Here is a 25,753-nt window from a genome sequence, read left to right as displayed (position 1 = left end):
TTGTCTGGTATCGTCAACAACCTTCTGCCACTTACGTTGCAAGAAGATGACTTCATATTTCTGTCACCTCATAAAAGTCTGCTCGCCCGGGGATGCTTCGCCACTTTGACACTTCCGGCCTCATCCGGACATCATGTCGAAAGCGAGTTCCAGCAAAAAGTACAGCAGCAGCTTCATCAGGCTCAGCAGTCCGGAGTAGAAAATCCTATTGTCGTAGGAGCTATTCCTTTTGATAAACGCCAACCTTGCTCGCTGTTTATTCCACAAACCTGTCATTGGTTCGATCGCTATGCCTTTAACCTCTCCGATTCTCCGGTACAGGTGGAGGGCCAGGCTCACTTCATTCCGGATCACGATGCGTATTGCGCCATGGTGGAAAGTGCGCTGAATCCTCTGCGCATTGGTGCGCTCGATAAAGTGGTGTTATCGCGCCTGCTACAGATTGAAAGCATTCCCCCTCTGAGCGCACTGAACCTGTGGCTACAACTCAACAGACAGAATCCACAAAGCTATAACTTTCACTTGCCGTTGATGGATGGCACTCTGATTGGTGCCAGCCCTGAACTGCTGCTACGTAAAGAGGGGAATACCCTGTGCTCCTGCCCTCTTGCAGGTTCTGCGCGACGGGGCGAGAATAACGCCAGTGATCAAAAGGCCAGAGAAAAGCTGTTAGCCTCCGTAAAGGATCGCCATGAGCATTTGGTGGTCACGGAAGCTATCCGTCGTCAACTAACAGATCTCTGCAATTCTCTGACTATTCCTGAACCTTCGCTACTCAGCACACCTACACTCTGGCATCTCGCTACTGAAATTGAGGGGACACTGGCCGATGATCGCGAGACTGCTCTATCACTTGCCTGCTTACTTCACCCCACTCCTGCATTGTGCGGCGCTCCTTATACCTCATCCCGCAATCTGATCGGCGAGCTGGAACCATTCGATCGCGGCTGGTTTGGCGGTATCGTCGGCTGGTGCGATACCCACGGAGATGGGGAATGGGTTGTGGCGATCCGCTGCGGTAAAGTTCGATCTCATCAGGTTGAGCTATTCGCCGGTGCCGGCATCGTTCCAGACTCTGTTCCGGAAAATGAATGGATGGAAACCCGTACCAAATTTAACACCATGCTGAGCGCACTTGGCTTTGCGACGCAACAGGAGCAGACATTATGATTGAATTCAACCGCTGGCCTCAGGATCTGGCTGAACGCTATCGCTTGAAGGGATATTGGATTGACCGTCCATTGAGCGATATTCTTGATATTCACTGCGAGAACGATGCCAAAGCACTGTTTTGCGCTGAGCGGAGCTGGAGCTACCGCGAGCTTAATGAGTCAGTAAACCGATTAGCCGCTTCTCTGCACCGACGCGGTGTGCGTCAGGGGCAAACTGCGCTGGTTCAGCTCGGCAACGAGGCGGAATTTTATATCGTCTTTTTTGCCTTATTACGTCTGGGTGTCGCACCTGTGAACGCGCTTTATAGCCATCAAAGCAGCGAATTAACCGCGTATGCGCTCCAAATTAAGCCCCAAATACTCATTGCCGATCGCCAACATCGCCAGTTTCATGATGATGTTCTTATTGACCATCTGATGGATAAATGCCCGGAACTGAATATAGTCGTACTTCACCATACAGATTCAGACCATTCGCTTTCACGTCTGATATCGGAAGAGCCGGGCGACTTCACTCCAACGCCAACTCCGGCAGATGAGGTCGCATTTTTCCAGCTTTCCGGCGGCAGTACTGGCACCCCCAAGCTGATCCCACGCACCCACAATGACTATTATTACAGTATCCGCGCCAGCAACCCAATCTGCAACGTAAGCAGTAAAACCCTATATCTCTGCGCACTGCCTGCTGCACATAACTACCCTATGAGTTCACCAGGAGCTTTGGGCGTATTCTATGCGGGCGGTCAGGTTATTCTCGTTCCCGATCCAAGTCCAGATGGGTGTTTCCCGGCTATAGAACGTCATCAGATCAATCTTGTCGCCCTAGTGCCACCCGCGGTCAGCATCTGGCTGGAATATACTAGTCTTAAAGGCCACGCCGAGGAACTCTCCAGTCTGGAGGTCATGCTGGTCGGCGGTGCTCCTCTGGGAGAAACACTGGCCAGACGCATTCCAGCAGAACTGGGTTGCCAGCTCCAACAGGTATTTGGTATGGCTGAAGGCCTGGTGAACTACACCCGACTAGATGATAACGATACACATACCTTCACCACTCAGGGACGCCCTATCAGCGAGGATGATGAGGTATGGGTCGCAAATCAGGAAGGTCTCCCGGTACCGCTCGGAGAACCGGGATTATTGATGACCAGAGGCCCATACACTTTTCGGGGCTATTACCGAAGCCCGGAACATAACCAAACGGTGTTCGACAGCCACGGGTTTTATTGCTCCGGTGACGTAGTTATTCAGCTTCCCGGCGGATATCTGAAAGTCGTTGGGCGCGAGAAGGATCAGATAAATCGTGGCGGCGAAAAAATTGCCGCTGAAGAGGTTGAACACCTTCTGCTGCGCCATCCAGCAGTGGTATACGCCGCATTGGTTGCTATTCCTGACCCTCTGATGGGTGAAAAAACTTGCGCATATGTAGTGACGCGCGAGCATGAATCGGTAAAACCAGTGGTGTTCCGTCGCTGGTTGCGAGAACAGGGTATTGCCGACTACAAAATCCCCGATCGTTTCGAAAGTCTGCCTAAACTACCGCTTACTCCGGTAGGAAAAATTAATAAACAGGCGTTACGAGCACTTGCCGGCGCCGCCTTAGAAAATTGAGAAAATAAACCATGAGCATTCCTAAACTTCAGGATTATACCCTGCCCGATGAGGCCACCTTACCTGCAAATAAAGTGGAATGGCAGTTAGAGCCGCAGCGTGCCGCTCTGCTGATTCACGATATGCAGGAATATTTCCTCAACTTTTGGGGAAAAGAAAGCAAAATGGTTCAGCAGGTTATTAACAACATTGTTATTCTGCGTGCCCGTTGCCATGAACTCGGCATCCCAGTGTTTTATACAGCTCAGCCGGACCAGCAGAGTGACGTCGAGCGAGCGTTACTAAATGATATGTGGGGACCGGGGCTGAACCGCTATCCAGAACAGCAAAAAATCGCGGCAGCACTGACCCCCGAACAACAGGATACTGTGCTGGTGAAGTGGCGCTACAGCGCGTTTCAGCGCTCTGATTTGGAAACTCATCTGAAAGAACGTCAGCGCGACCAGCTTATGATCTGTGGCGTGTATGCTCATATCGGCTGCCTGACTACGGCTACTGACGCCTTTATGCGTGATATACAGGCGTTTATGGTAAGCGATGCACTGGCAGACTTCAGCCGGGAAGAGCACATGATGGCGCTACGCTACACTGCTGGCCGTTCCGGACAAGTGTTGAGTACCGATATGGCATTATCGGCACTCGATTCTCCCGCAACAGAAAATAAATGGGATCGGGACCGTTTGCTTACCATACTGCAATCCACACTGGATGAAGATGTGTGCGACATCAATGATGACGAAAACTTGCTTGATTATGGTTTAGACTCGCTACGCATGATGTCTTTCGTCTCCAAACGCCGGCAGGAAGGGTACGAGCTTGATTTTACCTCCTTAATGAAACAACCAACATTGCGAAACTGGCTCGTATTACTGAACGGCGAGTTGGAGGCGAGATGAATAGCTTCAAGGGAAAATCCGTCTGGGTGACGGGAGCCGGGAGCGGTATCGGTTACCGCACAGCTCTCCGCTTTCACGAAGCAGGAGCTAAGGTTTTAGGATTCGATCTCAAGTTCCCCGATTCAATGCCGTTTGAGACGCTCATTCTGGATGTCAGTGACGATGGTTCGGTGCAAAAAATCTGCCCTCCACTGCTGAAGGAAAACGGGCTGGATGTACTGGTTAATGGCGCAGGAATTTTGCGTCTTGGCTCAGCAGAAACGTTAAGCCGTGAAGACTGGGAAAGCTCAATCAACGTTAATGCTGGTGCAGCATTTAATCTGTTTAAAATACTCATTCCACATTTCCAGCGTCAGCGCAGTGGTAATATCGTTTCGATAGTCTCTAACGCCGCCCATGTACCGCGCGTGAATATGGCAGTTTATTGTGCGTCTAAAGCAGCAATGCGCAGCCTGTGCCTGAGTGTGGGGCTTGAACTGGCACCATTTGGGGTACGATGTAACATTGTTTCGCCGGGTTCCACGTTAACCCCAATGCTGGAAGGGATGCTCAATGGTGACATAGCGCATCAGCGTTTGATTCACGGCATTACCGAACAATTTAAACTGGGCATTCCACTCGGGAAAATCGCACAACCCGATGAAATAGCTAATGTCATTCTGTTCTTAGCCTCTGAGCAAGCAAGTCACATCACGTTACAGGATATTGTCATTGATGGAGGTGCTACGCTTGGTGCCTGATACTTAATATATCTATATACTGCGTATAAATCTGTAATGACGTAATAACCAAATAGGTTAAGAAATAGCGATAAAATATTTTCCTGTCTATAAGATAAAAAAACCGGAAAACGATAATTCCATATAATTGGTAAGCATTAAAAGTTAAAATCAAAAACTAGCTAAAGGAAAGGTACATAACATGAACCCTATTGCTGCATTGAGAAAAGTAACAAATTTAAAACAAGAATTTGATTTAATCAAAGAAGTATGGTCACCGAAGGTAATAACTGAAACAAACGAATATAAGATAATTATATTACTCGCAGATGGTGATTTTATATGGCATACACATGAAAAAGAAGACAAGGTGTTTATGGTGATTGAGGGTCAGCTACGTATAGATTTTAAAGATGAACACGTAATAATAAATCAAGGTGAGTTTTTTGTAGTTCCTAAAGGAGAAGAAAGTAAACCTTCTTCCACAGTATTAACCAAGCTGCTATTAATCGAACCTATAGTTGCGAATTAATAAAAATTGACAAGTCATAAATTCAGATAATTATTCCTATACACAATGGATTTCAAGATGTGTCGCGGCGGCAAGGGAGTAACAAATTCGTCGGGAACGAATTTGCCCAGCCAAAGGCTGGCCTCCGGTGAAAGGCCGGAGCCTCTCAGTAATCCCCAGGAGCATAGATAACTATGTGACTGGGGTGAACGAACGCAGCCAACAAAGAGGCAACTTGAAAGACGAAATGTATATACGTGATTTGAAATAAAGGCAGGGGAACAGACAATGATTAGTTCCCCCTGCCCTATCGTTTATTATCTTTAACTTTCAGTCAGGCTGAGTAATCCATTAATTGCGCAGAAAAACCGATGTATACACATCGGCCTTATAAAGCGCCGGAAGGATATTAATCAACTCGGTTTAAATGCGACTAAATCAATCAAAGCAGATATACCAGAATGACCTGTTCCTTCTTGAAGTTCACTATCATATTCATCCAATTTGGATATTCTGAAATCCCCAAACATTTCTTCTAATAACGTCCGTGTGTAAAAATATTCAAGCTCCCTAGGTCCCCCAGTCCCATATTCTAACTGCTCCGGTCTGTAACCCTGCATCAGTATCATCCCTCCTGGCCGTAGTGTCGTTTTCATTCCTTCAAAGATTTTCCTACGCATCGCAGGTGGTGCGAACTGAATAAAAATGGCAACCACAATATCAAACTGTTCCGGAACCCAGCGCCAGTTTTCTATGTCAGAGAGTTTGAAATTAACCGACACATCATTAAGGGTAGCTAGCTTTTTCGCTTTTTTCAGGCCTTCATCGGACATATCGAAAGCCGTCACATTCAGCCCCTGCGAAGCAAGCCAGATACTGTTCCGACCTTCTCCATCCGCGACAGATAATACCGACTTTCCTGGTGATAGCAGGTGTTCACAGGAGGTAAGGAAGATGTTCGGTTCGGTACCAAAGATGTAATCAGAGCATGAATACCTTTCGTTCCACATCAGTAATTTAGCCTTATATTTAAATAGTTATAAATAATTGAGTATATTAAACACGATACCCAGTGGATTTGTTTTTTGTCATACCACCATATTTACCATAATGTCCTGTTGAAAGTTTATACATTTATAGGTAATGGTAATTCCAATCAAGATATCAATGCTAATATTGGCTTTTTGCTTGTCATATCACAGAACATCTAAAGGATATTTTTGCTCGATATCCAGTTAAGAATTTTGGCATGAGAGTACATAGAAGGCGTGGGTATCTAGGGAACAAGTCATTTTCTACTGTGGGAGGCGCCAATCCTGCTCAAGCGAAGATCGGCGCACTCAATGCTGTTTTTTTTAGAAGCTCATTTTCGCACCAATACCCACTTCACGCGGCTCTAGCATATTGCCAGAAAGCCCGGCAGTACGGTCACGATACTTATTTGTCGGTGCACGTCTGTCAAAAATGTTATTTCCGTAGACGAAAAGTTCCAGATTATTAGTCGGATTATATGAGAAACGAAGATTGGAAACTGAATAAGAGCTGACTCGTAATTCAGGATCGTTTTGGTCATCAGAGAAGTAATGATCCACGTAACGAAGAGATCCACTCAGACGGAATTGTTCGGTGATATTCCAGTCAGCTCCGATATTAAACATATAACCGGGTGCTTTAGAGAAGTGTTTTCCTTCAAACGAGTTGCCTCGATAATCAGCGAATTTTTTGATTTCAGTATGAAGTAATCCAAGCCCGCCGTTTAAGCTTAAATTGTCCAGTACCCGATAATCTGCGCTGAGTTCAACCCCATAGCTTACCGCTTTATCGGCGTTAACAAGAATCGAACCGTTAGATTTGTCTTCCCTGTAATCATCTACAGCACTCTGGAACCCCTTATAATCTGTATAGAAAATATTGCTGGTTACCAGTAATCGGTTATTGATGGCTTTACCACGGGCAAACAACTCATAATTCCAGGCCTTTTCCGGGGCAAAGGTATAATAAGAATGCCCGGAGAAATTCACACCTGTACCACCCGGAGCATAACCTTTACTGACTAAAGTACCGACAGTGACATCATCAGTAATATCGTAAGCGAGGGAAACTTTCGGCAGGACAGCATGGAACCCTTTACTATATTCATGATAAACATCGGGTACATAGCTGTTGATCCCTTCATGCTTAACCTGATCATATTGATAACGCAAACCGCCAGTCAGAGCCCATTTTCCTGCAAAACGTCTGGTCGCCTCAGAGAAAAGGCCAATGCTCGTGTTAGTCAAATCGGCATCAGCCTTGCCCAAGACATTATTAAGCACATTTCTGGCCTTATCACGCGAATAATAAAGCCCTGTCACTCCGCTCCAGATTGAATATTCATCACCAAAGTTCAAATGTGTTTCGTTAGTGATATTGTTCGAATCACGGTTTGCGATACCTGGCAACATCTTCGTGAAAGTGTAACGGTATTTCGATGCAGAATATTGAAGCTGGTTGGAGAGCACGATATCGTTGTCAAAATCATATTGAAGATCGAAGATACCGATATCACTGCTGGTCTTAGATCTGTTTATGCCCGCGGTCATACTCTTCAAATTACGGTAAGGCAATGAAGCAGACTCGGCATCAGAGTTTTTTGCTGCTGTATGGAAGTAGGTGAGTTTAGCCAGCCAAGGACTATCCAGTGGTTGCCAAAGTGCTTTAAACCGGGCATCCAGATTTTCAGAACCTTTCTTCATATCAGAATCATAGAATCGAGGGTTGGTATATTTCATAAACGTATTTCTGCCGCTGTAATCCACCGCGAGGCGTACCGCGAGATCATCTGTCAACGGCCCATTAACAGTAAAGGACGCTCGTTTCTTTTGGTGGCTTCCATACAAAACCTGACCATCGAATTCGGGAGTAAAGGTGGGATCGTTTGTCTTGATAATAATTGCCCCGGCAATACTGTTTGCTCCCTGTGTTGTGGTTTGTGGGCCGCGGAAGACTTCTATTGAATTCACGTCCCAAATAGGCCCTCTTCCCAAACTGAATTCCGCCGCACTTATATAACGACCATCAACACTGGTGGTTGCTCGGGGTATCGGTTTGGAAAGAAAAGTATTTCCCCCGACAAGAGGGCCGTTCGTCTCAATGCCGCGAATACTCGGTGCCTCTGTATTACTGGTATAAAGCACATTGGGTGTACCCTGCAACATACCACCGATGGTTGTCGCTTCGGGCTTATTTCGTATCTCCTGTCTGGAGATAACGGTAACTGAACTTGCCGTTCTTTGTAGTGATCTTGCCGTTTTTTCACCGGTTACAGTGATGATATCGGCTTCATCGTTCCTCTTTTCATTTTTCTCTACTTTATCAGACGCAATCGCTTGCCCCCCCAGAGAGGATAAAGAAAGCAAAATTGCGCTGTTAAGTAACATTTTTCTGCGTGAAAAAATCTGATTTCCTGCCTTGATAGCTAGGGGAGTTACTGTCTTTTTCGGGATGATTCTCATTATCATTATCATTATCATTAGTGTTCACAGGCGGGTAATATTATGTTAACCTTCTAATTTGTCAATTACATATTTGTTAGTATTTCTTCAAATACGGGCCGTTACAGCACATATTCTTCGGGTAACATCTGGCTTCCCTGAGCAGTATTTAATGGCTATTAGCCCGTATTAATACACTTTAAAAAAACAACTAATTAGTTTGATAAAGCGGGATTTTTTATGTTGAATATTGATTCAGGAAAGTTATCGCACGTAGCCGTATCCCGTTATGAAGAACATATCTGGTTACTCCAGCAACAGAATCCTGACCGCGTACTTAAACAGCTCTCAGCCTGGCAACTTCATGATGATATTAATATTTCAATGATGGTGCAGGCTGTCCAATCTATTGTTGAAGCAATACCGGATTTGAACGTACGTTATGAGCTAAATGATGACGGTGAATTGTATAAAACCCGAGCAGTTAGCTGGCAGTCGTGCCTTGAGTTTTTCCATGCCAATTCACATTCAGACATGCTCAAGAAAATGCTAACTGTGCAAGCATCTGTCTGGCTCCCTGAACAAAATCCACCCTTCAATGTATTGATAATACAAAGAAATGAGAAAGTTGTTTTAGCTCTGATCTTGCACGAAATACTGGCACAAACTTGCCATGAAACCGAAATTCTCGAAATGCTGATCCGCGCTTATGCCGGTCACTTAGTAAAACTTCCACCGCTAAAACGCGTTTCTTTATTACCTTACGATGGAAAGGCAACTTCTGTTGTTTCCTGGCTATGTTGCCGCAACAATGAGAATGCCACCATTCACTCCTCTTTTGGTAAGGAAACTGACCTGAATAAAGACAGGCTCGCACTGCGTTGGAAAACCGGGCTTAAAATTAATGAACTGGAAAAATCTCTTCCTAGCAACAGATTACCTCACTATGTGCCAGCTCTTATTTCTGCCCGATTTGCCCAGTTCATCGCTCTGCTTGGAAGCCAGAAAAAGCTAACACTGTGTCTGTTACAGTCGGACGGGTTCCGTCGCCTTGTTATCGAACCTGACATGGCGGAAACCCAAATTATCAGCTCCATCATGGATAAACTTCAGGCTCAACCAAACGAAGACCATTTTCTCTCCGATGCTCCGGTAACAGGGAGTGATGAACCGGAGGTATATGTTCGGTTGTTATCTCGCCCGAACGATCTGATTGAACAACAGAGATTACTGAGTCAGTCAATACTGTTACCCACCTATGAAATGCGACCCGATTTTGAGCTGGCAATGGAGTATGAAAGTACAGAGGAAATTAGTCTTATATTAACAACCGGCCAGTCGGTTTCCAGCCATGCCGGAGAGTTCTTGATGAGCCGTTTTGTATCTTTTCTTAAAGGTACTGAAGATGCCATGATGAGCTTAGCCGTGAAATCTGTGTCGGACTCAGAGATACCTTCTACGCATGATGCCACCAGCAAAGAAATCTCCGTTGGCACTGACGAAATAGCAACAATAATCCTGTCGGAATTCCGTGAAGCGTTGGCGATTAAAGATATGGCACTGGAGGATGATTTTTTTGATTGTGGCGGTCATTCCCTGCTGGCAACACGTATTATCGGTAAATTGCTTGGTACGCACGGTCTGGAAGTACACTTTGGTGATTTCTTCAGCCATCCTTCAGCTACTGCTTTGGCATCCCGTGCAATCAGAAAAAATCAGCATAAAAGCGCCATCTGTTCGGCACAGAATGATCATTTAACCGCGCCATTGGCACTTGCACAAACCTCGCTCTGGAATGCCTATAAGGCCTATGAGTTTGGCACTATCTTTAATCTACCATTTGCTCTGGATTTTCTTGATGAGGTTGATGAAACAATCCTTGAACAGGTTTTTTCTGATCTTATAGAACGCCATTCCAGTCTGCGTACCCTGTTCTATGTTCAAAATGGAGAGGTTTATCAGCAGATTGTCACGATGTCGGACATGAGTGATTATAAATGGTTCTGGTTCAGTCACGAAAATCAGGGTGTACACCTTGATGATGAAGCGGCTTATACGTTCGATCTTTCCCGTGAATTGCCAATCAGAATACGACTACTCCGCAATGCAGAAACCGGACGTCAGATATTATCGCTTCTGGTCCACCATATGGTTATTGATGAATGGTCGCTGAATGTTCTGATGGATGAACTCTCCCAGGCTTACTTATCACGCTCTTCCGGTGTGGCCCCTAGCTGGAAAAAAACCGTATTATCATTCCATCAATTTGCTCTGCAACAGCAAGCAAACGGTTTTAATCAAAAGCATCTCGATTACTGGACGAACATGCTGCGTGATGCAACTCGCGGATTAGAACTCACCTTATCTGACAACCAGAAAACGGTTGCAGCGCATGAAAGTTCATCGAAAGCTGGCTGGATCGAGTACAAACCCAGACCTGAAATCACTCATCATCTCTATTCCTTTGCCCGGCAAAATAACGCATCCCTGTTCAGTGTCGTCTACGCTGCAATTGCGCTTTCGTTGCATAAGCTCGGTAATCTGAAGGATATCGTAATCGGTACTTCTGCATCGGGCCGAACCGAACACGATACTTATGAAACAGTCGGCTATTTCACCACCATGGTTGCACACCGGCTGCAATTCTATCCGGAGAAACCCGTCGGTACACTGATCGAAGACACCAGAGATACAATCAATAATTCAATGCCGTATGCAGATGTACCGCTTGATCTTATTCAACAATCGTTGGGGATGACGCCTGAGGAGGGACTGATCTTCGATGTTTATATTCAGATCCATGCCAATAATGCACTGAATGGTGTACTTAAAACCCCGCTTGGTCACAATATACGCTATCGACAAATCGATCCCGATAAAAAGGAATCCATGTTCGGTCTTCAATTCGAAATTATGGAAGATGTCATTGATGGTGAAAGAATCATGCGGTTGGTCATCACTTACCGTGAAGAGCGTTACCCTGAAGAACTTATCCAACGTCTCTGTAAAACAATAGAGAAAGTTTTCTCATTCTTCACCACACCTGGGGCCTTAAGCCTTCCCCTTGCTCAAGTTACTGTGTGATATCTATAACAACCATGATTAACGTGAGTCGGTCAGTGTTTGCTGACTGACTCATATAACCCTGATCCGTTCTGAAAGAGAAAACATTATGCGATCTGCTATTACTGTAATATTAATGTGCCTAATGGGAACATCGGCCTTTGCCGCATCACGGCAGGTTACGGATACCTTAGGGCGGGATGTCGTTATTCCTGAGGAGCCACAGCGTATTGTGGTTATGAGCGAGCCAGCTATCGGCCTGCCCTTAATGGAGCTGGGTGTTGAACCTGTAGGCAGTTACGGGCGCACGGAAGATGGTATCTACCAGCTTGGAACAGATTTCGTCGATACTGTACTGGGTGAAGGGCGTACAAAACCAAAAGGCATCGGTGCTGGCCGGGAGATTGATCTGGAAAAACTCTACGCGCTGAAGCCCGACCTGATTATCGGAACAGAATTTGATATCGACAAGGTAAAACAACTTTCAACGATCGCCCCTGTCTATCTGCAAAATTTCCTTTCTGGAAAATCCCACAATTTTCATATTGAAGAAAATCTGGCTCAACTGACCGGACGTGAGCAGAGCTTTCAAAAACGACGGGATATATATTTGCAACGCGTTGCCGCAACGCGCGCTCTCTTGCCGGAAAATCCGGCTAAACAGACTTATCTGCCGATCCTTGTCACAGATCAGATCAATGTCGTTGGCGAAGCAACCGGTTTCACTCAGGCATTGGAAGATCTGGGTTTCACCCGTCTGAACCTCTCGAAACAAAGCGGCCTTTCTGCCAATTCATCCCAACTGCTTCTACAGTTGAGTGCAGATAAATTAGGCGAGCTTAACCCGGACGTTCTGGTCGTTCTCAACAGTTGGGGCAGTAAGGAACACGATGAGAAGGCCATTCGCTCCGCGCTTGATCGGGTTGTCCCCGGATGGGCGCACTATATGAAACCCGCCCGCGAAAAACGGATTGTTTTCCTTAATGCAGGTGAAGTCTTTACCCCCACGTTTGCCAGTGCGGAGCATACGCTTAAAGCCGTGGAAGAATGGGCTAAGTCGAAGCAATAAAATGATCTTGCTCGCCAGAGGCTGCTCGCATTCAACCTATTTTTATACTTGTACCTATTAACAGCATTTTTCAACCACGTGAATAAACTATGAGAGAATTAACGTCAATGCAGGCAGCCTACTGGGTCGGGCGTCATGTTCAGGCCGATCTGGGAGGCGTTGCCGCGCACCTTTATGCTGAGTTCGATGGCGATGACATTGAAGTGAGTCGATTTAAACAGGCTCTGGAACGCGTTTGTTCTCTACACCCTATGCTAAGACTCTGTGTCGATGCTGAGGGTCTTCAGTCTGTGACTTCATTCAGTGAATCGTTATTGCCGGAGGTCGAAGATTTTCGCGGATTATCAGAACAAGAAGCGGAGAAGTTACTTCTCGTTAAACGTACGAAGTGGACGCATCAGAAACTTGATCTTTCTTCTGGTCAGGCATCGAGATTCTCGCTCAGTCTGCTAAATGACGGAAAATTTCGCCTGCATATTGATACAGATATGATAGCTGTCGATCCTTCCAGTTTCCGGGTATTAATGGAGGATCTGGCGATATTTTATGATAATCCAGACCAGCCAGCTCCGGTAGTCGCATCATATTTCGAATGGTGCGATCAACTGCGCACCGATCCCCACCTGAAAGCGGCCCGTGAAAGGGATAGAATCTGGTGGCGTTCACGTATTCCACATATTCCACCAGCCCCTGCTCTGCCTATTAACAAAACTCCGCCCGATCAGGTTCACAGCCACCGCTTAGCGGCATGGCTCCAGCCAGACGAACGTCAGGCGCTGAAAAGACTTGCCCGTATACATAAGATAACTATGTCGAGCCTGATGTTGGGGCTTTTCTCCATTATTCTTGGAAAGCATACCGGAGATAAGCGGTTTCGTCTCAATGTGCCGATGTTCTGGCGCTCTCCCCATGTAGATAATGTAGAAAGAATTGTCGGCGATTTCTCTAATGTGCTTATCCTCGGCGTTGATATCAATGGAGCTGAAAGTCCTGCTGATCTTAGTCAACAGCTTAGCGAGCAACTGACAGATTTGCTCGCTCACTCGGCTTATCCGGGTGTGAATCTGATGCGTGACCTTTCCCGGCATCATGGTGCAACGCAATTAACTCCAGTCGTCTTCACCGCAGCTTTGGATATGCCGGGGGAAGAACTTCTCTCAGATCGCGTCAAGCAGGCATTTGGTTCTATGAACTGGGTTATCTCACAAGGCCCGCAAGTTGCCCTTGATGCGCAAGTGGCATCTGCCGATGGCGGTATTCTCATCAATTGGGACATTCGTCTGGATATACTGCCAGAAGCATGGATAACCTCAATGTTTGACAATTTTGTCAGTTTCGTCCGTGAAATCGCTACACACCCACAACAATTCGATGAAGCAATACAATTTTCATCCAATAACGTCGCAGCCCTATCATCAATAATCAGGAGCAAACCCGCTGATTCTACCGCGCAAATTGATCTGAAAAACAATATTGGCCTGAAAAACAATATGGAAAAGATAGATAACACGGAAAAACCATTAACCGCTCTTCAACTGGCGTATCTGCTTGGGCGACGAGCAGAATTACCGCTTGGTGGCGTCGCAATGCAAGAATTTCGTGAATACCGCGGAAGCATGGAATTAGCGCGTTTGCGAAATAATCTGGAGGATATGGTTCAGCGTCATGAAAGCTTGCGCACCCGAATCGATGCCAAGAGACTTGTCCAATATGTTTGTGCAGATGCAGATATCAATTTACACCAAGTCGACCTGAGCGCTATGTCACGGGAAGATGCTCTCCGCCATGTAGAAAACCACCGTGAAGAATATGCCCATGCACTTTGCAATTTAGAGCGCTCTCCGTGGGATATAACATTATTTCGTTTACCAGAATGCCGTTTACCAAAGAATCAATCAGAAAAGGAAGAGCTAGTCGCGTTTATTCGTTTCGACGCGCTGATCCTTGATGGGCGTTCGATAGCTGCTCTGATGGTAGAACTTTTCGAGGGCAAAGTATCACTTGTCGCGGATACCAGTGCCTCCTTAAATGATGACGATATCTCTGAAAAGCGCAAAATAGATGAAGCGTATTGGAAAGCAAAGCTTGAAGCCGTCAGTAGCGCCCCAAGACTTCCGTGGATAAAACCATTGGTGCAAATTGGCACATCCCGCTATGCACGACAAAGCTTGATTGTAGCCCGGGAAGATTATGCCGCAGTATCAAAAGCCGGTACTAAGCAAACGCTTTTTAAGAATTCCACTATTATGGCACTGGTGCTTGAAGTTCTGTCTCATTGGAGCGAAGAGAAGAATCTATCTATCGGTATTCCCGTAGCACCGCAGATCTCTGGTGTTTTGTGTAATCGTTCAAGTTTTATTGTGGTCAACTGGAATGCTGAGCAAGGCAACCTTTCTGAACGGGCCAGTACCTTACAGAACGATGTGATGGAAGGGATTGAACACCTTGCATTTTCAGGTATAGACATTACCCGCATGCTGGTTGAAAAAAATGGGGCTAGCCCTGTTTTACCTGTCGTCATTACCAACGGACTTTCATGGCCGGTATCAGGTCAGGATAGTGGTATGCAGTTGCATCGCGGTTTGACTCAGACACCACAAGTCGCAATGGATATCCGTTTTTCAACTAATGCGGATAAAGAGCTTGTTTTTGACATCGATTATGCAACTGCCGCGATTGAATCCACTTTCATTCAGGACATTTTACAGGCTCTAAGCAAGGCGATACAGGCCATCGTATCATCAGGCGTATTCACCCTTTCAGCGCAGAATATTATCGATACAGACCACTATCGATTAAACGGTGTCGAAGCTGATTTTCACTGCGGACAATTTCTCAGCCGGATAGCCGCCAATATTTTCGACAACAAAAACACCAAAACGGCACTCATCTGTGGCGACAGACATATCAGCTACGCTGATCTGGGGCATGATGTACGTCGAATAATGAGCGCTTTCAGGGAGAAAGGACTTTCCGAGGGTAGCGTTGTCGCCCTTTGCCTGCACCGTGGGCCTGAACATACAGCAGTAACCCTAGCCTGCGCATTAACAGGAGTGATCTGGGTTCCGATAGACGCAGACTCCCCCTCAGAGCGACTGCATTATCTCCTTGAAAACTGTCATCCGGATCTTGTCGTAACGATAAAAAGAGAAGGTATTGAACATCCGGCGGAAATGCCTGAAACACTCTTATCAGCTGAACCTTTAGCAGAACTCCCACTTCCGCTTGACGCTCTCTCATCAAGTGAAACGCCCGCTTATTATCTCTACACATCAGGGACAACCGGAAGGCCAAAGTGCGTTGTTTTATCCAATAAATCAACATCGAATGTCATTACCAGTACCCTTAAAGAGTGGTCTGTAACACATCAGGATGTCTTCATTTCTGTAACGCCTTTACATCATGATATGTCAGTTTTCGACGTTTTGGGGTGCCTGACCGCCGGTGCAACACTGGTTCTTCCCGTTGTCGGTGAAGAAAAGGATGCCCTGTGCTGGAACCAGTTAGTTGCCAGACACAAGGTCACATTATGGTGCTCTGTGCCTGCTATTTTGGAAATGCTCCTCGCATGCCGTCAGGGTGATGAATTGAAAAGCCTGCGGTTGATTGCTCAGGGTGGCGATTACATCAAACCTGCTGTGATTGGTAGCTTACGTACACTGCTACCGGCAGTGCGGTTGATTTCGTTAGGGGGACCAACCGAAACGACTATATGGAGTATATGGCACGAAATTGGGCAGGATGATATCAGTCAAATCCCTTATGGAAAGCCCTTGCCTGCTAACAGCTACTTCCTGTTAAACGAGTGTGGTAACCACTGTCCGGTGGGTGTGACTGGCCTTATTCATACGGCTGGCGTCAACGTCGCATTGGGTTATCTGGAAAACGGGAAGCTCACCCAGACCAATTTTGTCACCATCAGGGATACAAACGGAGAAGACATCCGAGCGTTCCGAACCGGCGATCACGGGCATTATCGTCACGATGGCATCATTGTTTTTGATAGCCGTGTCAACGGTTACGTCAAGGTGCGCGGAGTGCGTATTTCGTTGCCGGATATCGAGAATGAACTGGTTCGTCATCCATCAGTTAAGCACATTCTTGTGGTGAATTATGGTGATGAAATGCATGGTGAAACCTCTATCGGCGTACTTTATGTACCGCTAAAAGAAGATGCCCTGTCAGGAGCAGAATTGCGCAAATACGCCAGCCAATGTCTGCCTCCATCACATATTCCCACACGGTTCGCACAGGTCACCGAATTACCGCTCTCACCAAATGGTAAACCTGACCGCCCGAAAGCACGCAGCCTATTGATGGAATCTGTGCATGAAGCATCGACTATTCGACAAGATCCTTCCCCTGAAAGACAGGCAGAGATAGAAGAGACTGGAGTGAAAAAGAAAGTGCTGGAAATCTATCTGGACGTACTCGGCAAATCACAAGATAGTCATTTTGATGGTTCCAGCGACTTCATCAGCATGGGATTACGCCCCCAGCATCTGAAAATAATTTCGGTACGAATCTCCGAGGAATTTGCTATCGATGTTTCGTTACTACAATTGCTGCGTTGCCGTAATGCCGCAGAGGTTGAACAGCAACTGAACGCATCTCTGCGCTTTTGAAAACAGTTCGGATTATTAACATGAATAATATTGACCTTATCGGTATTGGCATCGGCCCCTTCAATCTGGGATTAGCGGCCCTGCTTTCGTCACACTCTAATCTGACCAGCCTTTTCCTCGATCGCAAGCCTGAGTTTCGCTGGCATGAAGGTCTCCTGCTACCGGGGACAACGTTACAGGTTCCATTTCTGGCCGATCTGGTCACGATGGCAGATCCTACACATCCTCTGAGCTTCCTGAATTATCTTCATAAGCACGACCGTATTTACAAATTCTATTACTATGAAAAATTTCAGATCCCTCGTCAGGAATATGACCATTATTGCCGCTGGGTGACACAACAACTTCCCTCCTGTCAGTTTGGTGAAAATGTCATTGATGTGGCTTATGACCTGACATCTGAGCGTTTCATTATTGAAAGTAAGACTCACACGCGTTCAACGCATCAGTACTACAGTCGTAATCTTGCCATTGGTATAGGAACAGCCCCGTTCCTGCCTGAATGGGCTAACATCCAAACTAAAGCACCTATCTTTCATTCGGCAGACTTCATCAACAAACGAGCACAACTCTCAACATGCCGACGTATCACCGTGATTGGCTCAGGGCAAAGTGCTGCTGAATGCGTGCTGGCACTCTATAGTGCGTTGACTCCTGAAATGATAGAAGACGGTGCTTCAGTCCAGTGGATTACCCGCTCTGCCGGTTTCCACCCGATGGAATCATCGAAACTCGGCCAGGAATGTTTTACGCCTGCTTACATGAACCATTTCCACAGCCTAAGCAGAGAAAAACGCCGCACGATCGCATCGGGTCAAGGGGGGCTTTATAAAGGTATCAGCGTCTCAACTATCGCAGATATCTTCGATATTTTGTATGAACGTTCCATCGGCGGTCGTGATCCGGGTCTTTCCCTTGTTTCAAACTGCGAGGTTGAGCAGGTGGAAAATATAAGAGACTCCGGGGCACTGCGGATCGTTTTTCGCCATCAGCAGCTTGATGAAGTCAGTTTCATTGAGACTGACGCCATTGTTGCTGCTACAGGTTATAAGCACACCAGCCCCAAATGGCTAGAAGGACTCAAGAAGACGGTACTTGCCACCGATGATTATGGTGATTTGATTGTGAAAGAGAACTTTAGCGCTCAACGCCTTGATAAAGGAAAAGGCCTTATATTCGTACAGAATGCTGAGATCTTCCAACACGGCATTGGTTCTCCCGATCTGGGACTTGGCGCATATCGTAATAGCATTATTGCCAACCAGCTTCTTGGCCGAGCGCATTATCGCCTGCCTCAGAACTCATCATTCCAGAGCTTTGGTCTGCAAGAACATCACAATATCGGAGATAAAAATGACGTTATCCCTTGCCGATAAGGACAGGCTAGATGCATTTTGGTATCACTGTGTTAAAAACCAGCATTTCAATATCGGTTATCCTGAATCCTCAGACTTTGATTACTCTTACTTACAGCGGTTCATGCAGTTCTCTATCAACAATTGCGGGGACTGGGGAGCAGAGTGCAACTATCTTTTAAACTCCTTTGAGTTCGAAAAAGAAGTCATGGAATACTTTGCTGAACTGTTCAGAATCCCTTTTGAAGACAGTTGGGGCTATGTGACCAACGGGGGAACGGAAGGTAATATGTTCGGCTGCTATCTGGGGCGGGAATTATTCCCGGATGGAACGCTCTATTATTCAAAAGATACTCATTATTCGGTGGCAAAAATCGTCAAATTATTGCGTATCAAATCTTGTTTAGTGGAATCCTTACCCACCGGTGAGATAGATGATCATGACCTGCTACAGAAAATCATCGCTCATAAAGAACCCCATCCCATCATCTTTGCTAACATTGGCACGACATTGCGCGGTGCGGTGGATAACATAAAAATCATTCAACAGCGTATGCAGCAAGCGGGTATCGCCCGCGAAAATTACTATCTACATGCTGACGCCGCCTTAAGTGGGATGATCTTGCCATTTGTAGATAATCCACAACCCTTCACCTTTGCCGATGGTATCGACTCAATCAGTGTCTCCGGGCACAAAATGATAGGCTCACCCATTCCTTGCGGAATTGTTGTTGCGAAACGGAAAAATGTCGAACGTATTTCCGTTGATATTGATTATATTTCGGCTCAGGACAAGACTATCTCCGGTTCACGTAATGGCCAGACGCCACTGATGATGTGGGCGGCTATTCGCAGCCATTCGTTCGCCGATTGGCATCACCGCGTCAAACGCTGTCTGGAAATGGCACAATATGCCGTCAAGCGTTTCCGATCTGCGGGGATAGATGCCTGGTGTCATGACAACTCTATTACAGTGGTATTTCCCTGCCCGTCTGTCGCTGTCTGGAAAAAGCATTGTCTGGCAACATCAGGAAACACGGCACACTTAATAACCACACCACATCATCACGACAGTAGTAAAATCGATATCTTAATCAATGACGTTATTGCTGATTCCCGCCAGATCGTTAACGTGCGGAATGTTGTATGTGAGCAGTAAAACAATAATAGTGAGGCTGATTATTTTCAGGCTATGCGGCATTAAGGACGCAGAGAATGGGTCATCCATAAGATAAAACCGTAACCTGACTGCTCGTCAGATAAACGATAACAGCCATCATTTTTCTGCTGTGTTATGGATAGGGTGATTTTGGTATTCTGCCTGAACCCTAACCATGTCACTGCAATTTTTTTTATATATAAGATAACTGAAGGAGCTTTTGGTGCTTACAGCAAAAAATATCACCGCAACTTACGGTAAAAAAACCGTATTGCATGATTTGTCAGTAGACTTTGCCCAAGGGCGCATTACCGCACTCGTCGGGTCTAATGGCTGCGGTAAGTCAACACTTCTGAAGTCCATCATGGGCTTCATTCCACTGAAAAGCGGGGAAATTTTACTGGAAGGTAAGCCGATTACAGGAATAGGCCGCAAAGCGCTGGCCCGAAAGATCTCTTATCTGCCACAGGAATGCCACTGCCCGGACTACATGACACTGGGAGAGTTGATCGAACTGGCTGCTTGTGGACGCCATTCTCTTTTCGGCGGGGCATCTGCGCGGGATCGCAAACTGTTTCATGATGTGCTAGAAATCGTCGGCTTGGCTGATCAGGCCAATTCTCAGGTCAGTTCCCTTTCAGGAGGACAACGCCAGCGGGCCTGGGTGGCGATGGTGCTTGCACAGGATACTGACATCATTCTTATGGACGAACCCGTCAATCACTTAGATATCAAATATCAGTACACCGTGCTAAAACTGATCCGTGATCTCTCACTTCAGCACGGAAAAACTATCGTTGTAGTGTTACATGATTTAAATCTGACAACCACTTTTGCCGATGATGTTGTGATGCTTAATACTGGCAACGTCGTTGCCGCGGGCGCTGTGAGTAAAACAATAACCGTAGATAATATCCAGCGTGTATTCGATATTCCGGCTGATATTTTCAGTTATAACGGCAGCCTTATCTGTCAGCCTTATCCGGGCATAAACCAACCTGAAAATTGGTTCGGAGTATAACGATGAAACCGAGTCTATTCTTTATATTCGCACCTTTTTTATTACTGCTGATCTTCTTTTTTAGTCTTTCTTTCGGTGCAAATATTGCGTCATTTTCGCAAATTTATGCCGCTTTAACCCAGTCTGAACCACAAAACTATGAACAAGCCGTTATTTTATACCAGCGACTGCCACGTGCGCTGATTTCTGTCTATGTCGGAGCGGTGATGGCATGCAGCGGTCTTGTTTTCCAGGGGCTTATCCGCAACCCGCTGGCTTCTTCATCAACATTAGGCATCAATGCCGGTGCAACCCTGTTTGTCGTAGCTGGTGCAATCGTGTTTTCGCTCGACCTGACATTACAAGGCATAGCGGCCCTTTTAGGTGGGCTATTTGGCTTTTTGTCATCTCTTTTAATATCTCGTCTGGCGGGCGTTAACACCGTTTCTCGCGACTTGCTGCTGATACTGGCTGGCACATTAATAGCGATGCTTTATCTTGGGGTAAGTAATGCTGTTCTTCTTGCTTATCCTGAAACGCGAACTGAATATTTGAGCTGGCTAGCAGGGGCTATCAATCATGTTTATATCACAAGACTGCACCATTTCTGGTGGTTCGGACTGCTGGCCTTAATCGTGCTTTTATTACTGGCTCGTCCTCTGACGCTCATTCTGCTCGGTTACGAAAAAGCGCATTCGATTGGTGTGAATGCAACGCTTATTTCGCGCATTGCGCTAATTGCCGCCATAGTTGCATCCAGTTCTGCCGTTGCCATATGCGGGCCGATCGGTTTCGTAGGGCTGGTTGTACCCCATATTGTCAAGCCTTTGGTTGGACAGAACTTTATGCTGTCGCTGCCAGCCTGTGCTCTGGCAGGAGCAAGTGTCTGCCTGATCGCTAATCTTTGTGCGCAGACACTCTTCCAGCCTTATGTCATACATACCGGTATTCTGATGGATTTTTTGGGCGGGCTGTTTTTTATCTGGATCATCAGAAAACGCTATCTTTCAACAACATCAGCGAGATTGTTATGAAGTTCAGTCAGGCAATAGACGGAAAACGAGTATTACGTTTCGCGAATGGATTACAAATGCGTACCCTCGATATAAAAGTCGGGTTATGTCTATTTACCATTACGATCATACTCGTCGTTATTTCTTTAAGCGTGGGAGTTACGGACGTTGGTGTCTATGAATTCTTGCATATGCTTTTCGGTAATTCGCTGGAACACCAGCAGTTTTATGCACTCTGGGTTGTACGGATCCCGCATATTTTATTGGGGCTGATGGTTGGTTGGTGCGCGGCCCTTGCCGGCGCTATTCTACAACCGATTGCTCGTAATCCATTGGCCGACCCCAGTCTTTTTGGCATAAGTCAGGGGTCTATGACAATGATCATCATCTTGCTGGCGTTCGTTCCCACCGCACCTAACATACTGATCGTCCTTGCTGCACTGGCTGGTGGGCTGGCTGTTGCATTGTTTTTGACTTTACTCGTCGGCAATAATCGCGCAAGTGGCTTGGCAATTTTATTGATGGGAATTGCTGTCTCGTCCGTTCTCGGTTCAGTCAGCTCTTTTCTTATTCTCTATCTTCCAACAGAGTTATCCCTGCATCTTGCCGGATGGATGGAAGGATCACTATTTCAGGCAAGCTGGTCAGTTATCGCATCATTCATGCCATTATTTTTATTGAGTATTATCGGCATTTTGCTCATCGGCCCCGCGTTAAATCGCTATGAACTTGGAAACGAACTTGCTTTGTCCCTTGGAGAACCTATCAAATATTCCCGCCCTATGCTGATGGGATTCTCTGTCTTGTTAAGCGCTGCATCTGTCACCGCAGTAGGGCCATTGAGCTTTCTAGGGATACTGGCACCACATCTGGCCAGTTTTATTTCATCGGCTACCGGACGCGCCCGTTTGTTTCTTTCCGCTCTGGTGGGCGGCAATCTAGTCATTGCAGCAGATATCATAACGAAAGCAGCACCAGCAGGCGTCTTTATCCCTATCGGGCTGAGCTTCACACTTATTGGTGTGCCCCTGTTCATCCTGACAATGCGGCTTCGCGCACTGCGTAAACACTAAATATTTGCTGTATCTATTGTGGAATGGTGCCCGTTATTCATCTATGTGTCATTTAAACCGTCACTGAAAAGTCTTCTTCTGAATAGAACACTTTCAGTGATGGTTTTTTCTATTTTGGAAAATATCTCAGGTGTGATCAATTATTGTCAATCACATAATTCCTTAAACTTTATTTTAGACTAAAATTATATATCCTTAGTTTAATAACTAAGTATATATAAAAGTGAAATTAGAAATTCAATTCGTTAATAATAAAAGATTAATCTGCACAACACTTAATTAACAAGTGAGCGACAGGGCTTCCTATTGCATTTTTTAAAATTAAAACTTTTATCATTCTCAGTAGAAATAAAATAATTAACTCCAGCTACCTGATCCATAACCACCACCTGCTACCATGGAGAGAGCTGCACCCTGGAAAGTTCCAAGAAAAGAACCATCTGCACTGTAGAAACTCAGAGTTAAATAATCGGTAGCTCCGAAAAACCAAAAATTTGTAGTATCAGAAAAAAGTTTATCTAAATTGCTTGTTAAAATAACGCCAGCTGAACTGCCTACACCTAGAGAAGCGAATCCCCATGAAGAACCGTTAAAAACCTCTGTATAATCTATCAACCCGACTTTAAAGTGCTGACGAATAATGGAACTATCTACAGCAACGAAAGCAGCGTAGCCCTCTATTTCCAAAGACGTCATTTCTTTTACTGTTTTATCAATGAGCTCAGGCTCCCATTTACCTTCTGCTTGTTTTTTAAACTCTTCAATCGTTTTTAAATTTACTTTTTCACTCATAATATTACCTATATATCGTATGAAATTAAAAAATATAAAAAATAATCCCACTCCCTTATTGGATACTATTTTTAATAGTAGCAACCCCTTCTATGAAGGTAATTTACCCCAAAGGAAATAAGCATCATTAAATTTATCTCTCTATCTATAAAAAAATTAAAATGCATTACAATAACAAGTATGGATAATTTCAAATTACACACTAAATATCATTTTATTATATTAAAAGTATTTTCATACATAAGTGATTATATTCCATTTTGATGACTTAGATTTACAAACCTTAACCCATCCTTATGAATTCCCTTTATCTTTCCCATCTGAAATACTTTTTAATATAACAATTAATAAATCTCTCTATCGAAATCTAACTCATATACTGACTATCTTATTAAATTAGATAATTAAAACATATTATCTATTGATCTTTTTAAGAAAAAAGTTAATTTCTGTTATGCAGAAAAGTATCGCCTTTATATAAATCAGATTTAAAATACTAAAGGAGATCTTCATGATAGATAAAATTTTGTCCTCCTCTGAAGTAAAATCCCTACCGTGGAGAAACAATGATGCTCCATTATTAATTGTTCTTGGGCAGTCAAATAGTTACGGTCACGCCACTCAACTGGCACCAAATGAAGCAATTACTCAGGGTTTAAATAATGTATTTACTCTGTCTCTGCCGGAAGTTTATAGCGTAAATTTTTCAACTATTAACTGGACAGGCCTGACGAGTTTTGGCAATGCCAATATCGGGGCTCCGTGTGGTTTACAGCGGGGTAATCAGGATCATCCGGTTAATATCGCCAATCGTTTTGCCCGCTATTGGCAAAATCATATTAACACCGGTAATACTCTTCATTTACCTGATCTTTATGTCATTCTTATGGGGTACGGTGGGCAAGGAATGTATTTACCCGATACTCCTGATAACCGTTGGGCTCCAGAGCGGGATCCTGATGATGTAGAATCCCTCTATCCACGCGCAGTCAGGACATTACGGATGGCGGTGAATTCTCTGCGTAAAATGGGTAAAAATCCCCGTATACTGGCCGTTCACTGGAATCAGTGGGAAGCAGAAACTGAAAGTTTAGCCGCAGCAAAAGCCGCAGAAATGAATTTTACCCGTATCGTTACCGGTCTCAGTGATGCCATAGGCTCGCGCAATATACCGTGGAGATTTTATTACCCGCTTTCAGTCTGGTTTGACCCCCTTAATACCAGTTATGTTTCCGAAGCAATGAATAGTGTGATTGTGGCTAATCCTGAGTATCGAACACTCGTCGATGCCAGAAATGCACCAAACTATAACGGGATCTCCACCCAATTTGGGGTATTTACTCCCGATGATATGCATTACAACGCAGAGACCCAAAAATGGTTTGCCCGACAGGAATGGGCTCAGATTATGGCTGGTTATAAAGGTGTTGAGTTGTAGAATGTATTTATACTTTTCATCTTTCAAATTGCCTTTTTATCGGACAATAGGTGGTGTAAAAATACCACCTATATTTCCACACAAAATCGCTGCATAAGCACCCTTCTTCCTGTTTCTGTCAACGTCAGCTCCCGACTATCCAATTGCCGGATAGCCCATTTTTTCTGCAAAAAAAGATTCAGCAGCGATGAACCCAGAAAACCACCAAGATGGAAATATCGCTCACTCCAGTCAAGACAGGAACAGGCAAATTTCCGTCCGGAAATTGTTTTCGCATCCAAACTTAGACCAAGAGAAAAGAAAAATTCTTTACCTTGTGGCGTTAAGCGGTAATCATCCGTTATCCAAAAACGGGACAGCAAACTGTTATGAATTTTTACGGCGACTTCTCCGGCCATATGGTCATAGCAAGTTCGGAAGGAACGCAATGATTTTGGTGTCGACGTTTTCACAACCCCGAAACTTTCACTATTCACAAAACACATCATGCTTTCCAGCAATACTGCGACTTCTTTACTATAAATTTTAAAATAACGGTATCGCCCCTGCTTAATACAGCTCACCAGATTTTGTTCTACTAACCGGCTTAAATGTGCACTGGCTGTCGAAGGTGCTATATCAGCAGCAGTGCTTAATTCAGTCGCTGTGTAAGCGCGTCCGTCCATCATCAGAAATAGCATACAGATACGAGCACGATCCGATAATAATGCAGAAACTACAGTGACTTTTTTCTCCAGAGTTAATTCACACATATCTACCCCATACCCGATACAGCCAACAAAGAGGT

General features: G+C 45.2%; 18 protein-coding genes. 14 read left to right on the top strand and 4 right to left on the bottom strand.

Annotated elements, in window-relative coordinates; genetic code table 11:
• The 5 genes from AACS92_RS02365 (at position 1) to AACS92_RS02345 (ending at position 4,927) form a co-directional block, all read left to right on the top strand.
• A complete protein-coding gene (locus tag AACS92_RS02365; protein ID WP_241537926.1) occupies positions 1 to 1,170 on the top strand; it encodes an isochorismate synthase in 1,170 nt (389 codons plus the stop codon).
• Entirely contained in the window at positions 1,164 to 2,780 is a 1,617-nt protein-coding gene (locus AACS92_RS02360; protein WP_099109767.1) for a (2,3-dihydroxybenzoyl)adenylate synthase, read from the top strand. Before AACS92_RS02365 ends, AACS92_RS02360 begins: the two co-directional genes overlap by 7 nt.
• An 11-nt stretch (positions 2,781 to 2,791) precedes the next feature.
• Complete coding sequence (locus tag AACS92_RS02355; RefSeq protein ID WP_099109766.1) at positions 2,792 to 3,676, top strand: isochorismatase family protein; 885 nt, start codon at positions 2,792 to 2,794, stop codon at positions 3,674 to 3,676.
• Positions 3,673 to 4,416 (top strand): 2,3-dihydro-2,3-dihydroxybenzoate dehydrogenase, encoded by a 744-nt coding sequence (gene dhbA, locus AACS92_RS02350; RefSeq protein WP_099109765.1) that lies wholly within the window; start codon positions 3,673 to 3,675, stop codon positions 4,414 to 4,416. Before AACS92_RS02355 ends, dhbA begins: the two co-directional genes overlap by 4 nt.
• A gap of 181 nt (positions 4,417 to 4,597) precedes the next feature.
• The gene (locus tag AACS92_RS02345; protein WP_099109764.1) at positions 4,598 to 4,927 is read left to right on the top strand and encodes a cupin domain-containing protein; all 330 of its coding nucleotides are present in this window, start codon (positions 4,598 to 4,600) and stop codon (positions 4,925 to 4,927) included.
• A gap of 392 nt (positions 4,928 to 5,319) precedes the next feature.
• Here the strand turns inward: AACS92_RS02345 and AACS92_RS02340 are convergent, their stop codons facing one another.
• Together AACS92_RS02340 and AACS92_RS02335 are read right to left on the bottom strand one after the other, a co-directional pair.
• Positions 5,320 to 5,916 carry a class I SAM-dependent methyltransferase gene (locus tag AACS92_RS02340; RefSeq protein WP_099109763.1) on the bottom strand — a complete coding sequence of 199 codons (597 nt, stop codon included), beginning with the start codon at positions 5,914 to 5,916 and terminating at the stop codon, positions 5,320 to 5,322.
• Between the two features lie 345 nt (positions 5,917 to 6,261).
• Positions 6,262 to 8,406, bottom strand: coding sequence for a TonB-dependent receptor (locus AACS92_RS02335; RefSeq protein WP_206602242.1), 2,145 nt, complete (start codon positions 8,404 to 8,406; stop codon positions 6,262 to 6,264).
• 213 nt (positions 8,407 to 8,619) lie between these two features.
• Between AACS92_RS02335 and AACS92_RS02330 the strand changes: the two genes are divergently transcribed.
• The 8 genes from AACS92_RS02330 to AACS92_RS02295 all read left to right on the top strand — a co-directional run bounded on the left by AACS92_RS02330 (position 8,620) and on the right by AACS92_RS02295 (position 22,736).
• Positions 8,620 to 11,463, top strand: coding sequence for a condensation domain-containing protein (locus AACS92_RS02330; protein WP_206602241.1), 2,844 nt, complete (start codon positions 8,620 to 8,622; stop codon positions 11,461 to 11,463).
• 88 nt (positions 11,464 to 11,551) lie between these two features.
• Entirely contained in the window at positions 11,552 to 12,511 is a 960-nt protein-coding gene (locus AACS92_RS02325) for an ABC transporter substrate-binding protein (RefSeq protein WP_099109762.1), read from the top strand.
• An 89-nt stretch (positions 12,512 to 12,600) separates the two neighbouring features.
• Positions 12,601 to 17,136 (top strand): amino acid adenylation domain-containing protein, encoded by a 4,536-nt coding sequence (locus tag AACS92_RS02320; RefSeq protein WP_193756913.1) that lies wholly within the window; start codon positions 12,601 to 12,603, stop codon positions 17,134 to 17,136.
• Positions 17,137 to 17,156: 20 nt separating this feature from the next.
• Complete coding sequence (basC, locus tag AACS92_RS02315) at positions 17,157 to 18,512, top strand: putative histamine N-monooxygenase (RefSeq protein ID WP_099109760.1); 1,356 nt, start codon at positions 17,157 to 17,159, stop codon at positions 18,510 to 18,512.
• Complete coding sequence (locus tag AACS92_RS02310) at positions 18,490 to 19,650, top strand: histidine decarboxylase (RefSeq protein ID WP_099109759.1); 1,161 nt, start codon at positions 18,490 to 18,492, stop codon at positions 19,648 to 19,650. Before basC ends, AACS92_RS02310 begins: the two co-directional genes overlap by 23 nt.
• A 223-nt stretch (positions 19,651 to 19,873) precedes the next feature.
• A complete protein-coding gene (locus AACS92_RS02305; protein ID WP_099109758.1) occupies positions 19,874 to 20,671 on the top strand; it encodes an ABC transporter ATP-binding protein in 798 nt (265 codons plus the stop codon).
• Positions 20,672 to 20,673: 2 nt separating this feature from the next.
• The gene (locus AACS92_RS02300) at positions 20,674 to 21,684 is read left to right on the top strand and encodes a FecCD family ABC transporter permease (protein ID WP_099109757.1); all 1,011 of its coding nucleotides are present in this window, start codon (positions 20,674 to 20,676) and stop codon (positions 21,682 to 21,684) included.
• Complete coding sequence (locus AACS92_RS02295) at positions 21,681 to 22,736, top strand: FecCD family ABC transporter permease (protein WP_099109756.1); 1,056 nt, start codon at positions 21,681 to 21,683, stop codon at positions 22,734 to 22,736. The genes AACS92_RS02300 and AACS92_RS02295 overlap by 4 nt, the downstream gene beginning before the upstream one ends.
• 357 nt (positions 22,737 to 23,093) lie before the next feature.
• Here AACS92_RS02295 and AACS92_RS02290 read toward each other — a convergent pair whose 3' ends face one another.
• On the bottom strand, positions 23,094 to 23,528 hold the full coding sequence (locus AACS92_RS02290; RefSeq protein ID WP_099109755.1) for a VapA/VapB family virulence-associated protein: 435 nt from the start codon (positions 23,526 to 23,528) through the stop codon (positions 23,094 to 23,096).
• A 511-nt stretch (positions 23,529 to 24,039) separates the two neighbouring features.
• Between AACS92_RS02290 and AACS92_RS02285 the strand changes: the two genes are divergently transcribed.
• A complete protein-coding gene (locus AACS92_RS02285; RefSeq protein WP_099109754.1) occupies positions 24,040 to 24,966 on the top strand; it encodes a hypothetical protein in 927 nt (308 codons plus the stop codon).
• Between the two features lie 68 nt (positions 24,967 to 25,034).
• Here AACS92_RS02285 and AACS92_RS02280 read toward each other — a convergent pair whose 3' ends face one another.
• A complete protein-coding gene (locus tag AACS92_RS02280) occupies positions 25,035 to 25,718 on the bottom strand; it encodes an ArsR/SmtB family transcription factor (protein WP_099109753.1) in 684 nt (227 codons plus the stop codon).
• Positions 25,719 to 25,753 lie beyond the last annotated feature (35 nt).

It is taken from the genome of Xenorhabdus sp. KJ12.1 (genome assembly GCF_963876495.1).
In the GTDB taxonomy this organism is placed as follows: Bacteria; Pseudomonadota; Gammaproteobacteria; order Enterobacterales; family Enterobacteriaceae; genus Xenorhabdus; species Xenorhabdus stockiae.
Note: the sequence above shows the minus strand (reverse complement) of the source record. Positions and strands in the feature narration are given on the sequence as shown.